The following is a 4011-nucleotide window of genomic DNA, read 5'->3' as shown; positions in this document are numbered from 1 at the left end:
TTTTTCTTTGCTTCGCCAAAGAAAAAGTAAGCAAAAAGAAAGGCGACCCGACTAAATCGCTTTTATTCGCAACTCAGCACAGCTGACTTGCTCACCCCTTCGGGGCCGTCGGCAGAGCCGACGTTCAAAACGCGTTGCGTTTTGTCCATTTTTTGGCTTCATTTTCTTAACGGAAAGTAAGCAGTCTCCGCTTCGCTCCGCTGGCGTTACTTTCCTAAAAATGAAGCCAAAAAATGGGCGATTTACACGGGGGGGAGAGGGCTTTCTTCGAAAAATTGTTTTTGCTGAACGCGTCGCTGGCGTAACCTTCCTAAAAATTTTTAACAAAAATGGGCGGTTTGTGTGGGGGGAGGTTTTTCTTTGGTTTGTTTTGGTGAGTGGGATATTTTTATTGCGTGGGGTGGGTTGTAAATCTATAATGGCGCCACGATATTTTGGTCGTGATGGAGGATAGATATGAAATGTTTAAGATTAAATGAGGGCTGGGAAATCTGATGGATTTGGATTTTAATGTTCTTGCGGGGCTGGGGACCTGTTTATTTACAGGCTACCTGGCCTTTTTTGCATGGTCGCAATTAAAAGAATTGCGCAAACAACATAAGCAGAAGGCAACAATTGATTTGTTGATTAGTAATAACAGCAATGCTTACTATCGGGAACGGCGGCAGGCTTATGTGAAAATGCGTGATAGTGGGGTGAATTTTACGTCGTTGGCTTGTCAGTTAGATAAGAATATTCAGACAAATGATGAAGAACAACGGCAGAATTTTGTGGTTTTAGATGTGTTAAATTCTATTGAATTTATTTGTGTCGGAATTAAAGAAAATTTGTTTGATGAGGCGGTGTATAAGCGTATGAGTAAAAGCAGTGTGATTAAGGATTGGAAGACGCTTAAGCCTTATATTATGGAGTTGAGGCGGATCAATGGGAATAATGATAAGTTATTCTGTGAATTTGAATGGTTAGCGATAAGGTGGATGGATAATGAATAAGGCTCACGGTGGTGGGCTTTTTTATTGTTTAATTGATGTTGGTTTTTTTTGTTACTTTTCTTTGCTTCGCCAAAGAAAAGTAACCAAAAGAAAGGCGACCCGACTAAGCCGCTATTCCTTATTCCGAGGGCATTTTCTTAACGCTAAATTTGCAACTCGCTGCGCTCAAACAGAGCAAATTTAGCTAAAAATGCCCTCTCCATAAGGGCGGCTTACACGGGGGGAGCGGGCTTTCTTCGTTGCGCTGTTTGTTTTTAAATTTGCTTTTGGGCGGTTTGTGTGGGGGGAGGAGGCCCGTGGGGTGTGCCCACGGGGGTGTTGGGAGGTGTGTTTTTGTGTGGTTATCGTCTGACGCGGAATTTTTTCTGGGCTTGATCCACTTTTAGTAGGTAATTTCGCGCTTGTGATGATGGGTGCGCGGTGGTGAGGATGCGGTACACTTGTTCGGGATATAGGCGGTTGATTTTTTCAATCGCTGCGTCTTTGTCATTGTCGAACACGCGTAGCACTGCGCCGGCGCCGCTGTTGTAAGCGGAGATCATGGCGAAGCGTTTGGACGTTGGGTTGTTGATGCCGTCTAGATATTGATTTTGCAAAATCCATAAATAGGAGACACCTGCATCGATGTTGTTGGCCGGGTCGTATAGGTAGCCGGTGGACGGTTGTCCGCTTTTGCCTTTTAAGACGAATACGTCGCGGCCGGCGGTGTGCGGTACGATTTGCATTAGGCCGATGGCGTTGGCGTAGCTAATCGCATATGGGTTGAAGCTGGATTCCGTTTGCATGATGCCGAGGATGAGGCTTTCGTCGATGCCGTAACGTTGGGCGGCTTTGCGAATTAGCGGTAGATATTTTTGGGCGCGCACTTCGACGTGGTTGGCAATCATCGGGATGGCGACAAATTGTACGGTGTTGCCATTTTGTAGGCGGCGGGTTTGTAATTTGTTTTGAATTAAGTATGTGGCGAAATTGCCCGCGATGAACTGGTTGGCGATTTGTTGGCCGTTGTTATCCACCACTTGCCCTAACAGGAATGGGCGGGAGCTTATTGGTACGTCGCCGGCGGCGAATAAGTCGATGCCTTTGGCGTCGGAGCCCATTAATAAGGTATGCACGATGGCATTGTGTAGGCGGTTGAGATCTTTTTGTGTTTCGATGACGATATTGCCTTCGTCGAAACTGACGTGGCTGCGGGTGTAGTATGAATCGGTGTATTTTACGTAATCTTTACGGCTTGCCACCAATAATTCGTTGACGCCCCAGATGCGGTCGATATTGTGGGAAAATTGTCCGGTGAGAATATCCAAACCTTGGGTATCTTTGGCGAATACGTCGTCATAATCGATGCCGCGGTTTAGTGAGTCGCTACAGGCATATAAAAGCGGCAATAACGCCGCTAATAATAAATATTTTTTCATTTTTTACTGCCGATTAATTTGTTGGTGGAACATAGCCTTCAATGTGTACGTCTTTGCCTTCGAATAAAAAATTCACCATTTCTTGTTCTAACAATTTGCGATGTTCCATATTCATCATGTTGAGTTTTTTCTCGTTCACCAGCATGGTTTGTTTTTTAATCCATTCGCCCCAGGCTTGTTTGCTGATTGAATCAAAAATGCGTTTGCCCAGTTCGCCAGGATAAAGTTGAAAATCTAAGCCTTCGGCTTCTTTTTTTAGATATTCACAAAATACTGTTCTCGCCATAATAATTCCTTACAAATTGCGTTAATAAATTTTTTACGGGCTGTGCCAGTCCGATCGATTCGGGGTGGCGCGGATCATACCAATATTTGTCTGTACTGGATAGACTCGAGGTGTATTCTTTTGTGTTTTCCATCACTTTGCGCCAGTCTGTATTTGCCCGTTCCAATGCGGTGCTATTTTCGACTTCCGCGTAAATCGGGTGAATATTTAAATGAAAATGGCTGAAGGTGTGGCGGAAACTCGGCCATTGTTGATAATGAGAAACGCCTGCTTGTGCGAGAAAATGTAGCAATGCGGCTTTGTCGGTAAATTGCGGAAAGCAAAAAAGTCCGCCCCATAAGCCGGTATTTTCCCGCTGTTGCAGCCAAACTTTGCCGTTTTTCGACAAAATTAAAAAATAGCTTTCTTTTTCCGGCATGGTTTTTTTCGGTTTTTTAGCGGGGAATTGTGCCCAACTTTGATTTTGGTGAGCGAGGCAATCGGTACATAACAGGCAAAGGGCGCATTTCGGTTTGCTGCGCGTGCAAAGCGTTGCGCCGATATCCATCATGGCTTGATTGAAATCAGCCACATGCGCTGTGGGCGTGACTTGTGCGCTGAGTTGCCATAAGCGGTTTTCCACTTTCTTTTCGCCCGGCCAGCCTTCAACGGCGAAATAGCGGGAAAGTACGCGTTTTACGTTGCCGTCTAAAATTGGATAAGGTTGATTTAATACGGAAGACAAAATTGCGCCGGCTGTTGAACGCCCAACGCCGGGCAGCGCCCAGACCTGTTCAAAAGCGGTGGGGAATTCGCCGCCGAATTCATCGCGCACTTTTTGCGCCGCTTTATGTAAATTGCGCGCGCGGGCGTAATAGCCCAAGCCGGTCCATAAATGCAGCACTTCGTCGAGCGGGGCGTTGGCCAATGCGGTGCTGTTTGGGAAGGTCGCGATAAACCGTTCAAAATAAGGGATGACCGTTGCCACTTGAGTTTGCTGCAGCATCACTTCGGATAGCCAAACGCCGTACAGGGTTTTGTTTTGTTGCCACGGCAAATTTTTGCGGCCGAATTGTTCGTACCAAGTTAACAGGGCGCGGGCGAAAGGGGCGTCGGGAGAGGATTTTGCTAACATAAATGAAAGATGCAATAAAAAAATGCGGGAGATTTTACACGAAAAACGGAGGGCTTGTTTATCTTTGTTTTTTCGGTATAATTCGCGGCCTATTTGGTGCCGATTACGGCGTATTATTCACTCACGCGGTGTGGGGAGAAAGTTCCTATAGCGGCGTGGCTTCATTTTGAGGTTTTCTATGAAACAAGGTATTCATCCTGA

The 4011-nt window shown here is 45.8% G+C and carries 4 protein-coding genes; 1 reads left to right on the top strand and 3 read right to left on the bottom strand.

Translation table 11 applies throughout. The features are described from left to right. The first annotated feature begins 494 nt into the window (after positions 1-494). Complete coding sequence (locus ACO59Y_RS01860; protein WP_486130135.1) at positions 495-992, top strand: DUF4760 domain-containing protein; 498 nt, start codon at positions 495-497, stop codon at positions 990-992. A 341-nt stretch (positions 993-1333) separates the two neighbouring features. Here the strand turns inward: ACO59Y_RS01860 and mltC are convergent, their stop codons facing one another. From mltC to mutY, 3 genes are read right to left on the bottom strand one after another with little or no spacing between them, the layout of a single operon-like run. Next, entirely contained in the window at positions 1334-2410 is a 1077-nt protein-coding gene (gene mltC / locus ACO59Y_RS01855) for a membrane-bound lytic murein transglycosylase MltC (RefSeq protein WP_373603746.1), read from the bottom strand. A 13-nt stretch (positions 2411-2423) separates the two neighbouring features. After that, positions 2424-2696: an oxidative damage protection protein gene (locus tag ACO59Y_RS01850; RefSeq protein WP_373603745.1), complete on the bottom strand. Its 273-nt coding sequence runs from the start codon at positions 2694-2696 to the stop codon at positions 2424-2426. Next, entirely contained in the window at positions 2674-3810 is a 1137-nt protein-coding gene (mutY, locus tag ACO59Y_RS01845; RefSeq protein ID WP_486130132.1) for an A/G-specific adenine glycosylase, read from the bottom strand. The genes ACO59Y_RS01850 and mutY overlap by 23 nt, the downstream gene beginning before the upstream one ends. Positions 3811-4011 lie beyond the last annotated feature (201 nt).

The sequence above is a fragment of the Rodentibacter sp. genome (assembly GCF_057314195.1).
Note: the sequence above shows the minus strand (reverse complement) of the source record. Positions and strands in the feature narration are given on the sequence as shown.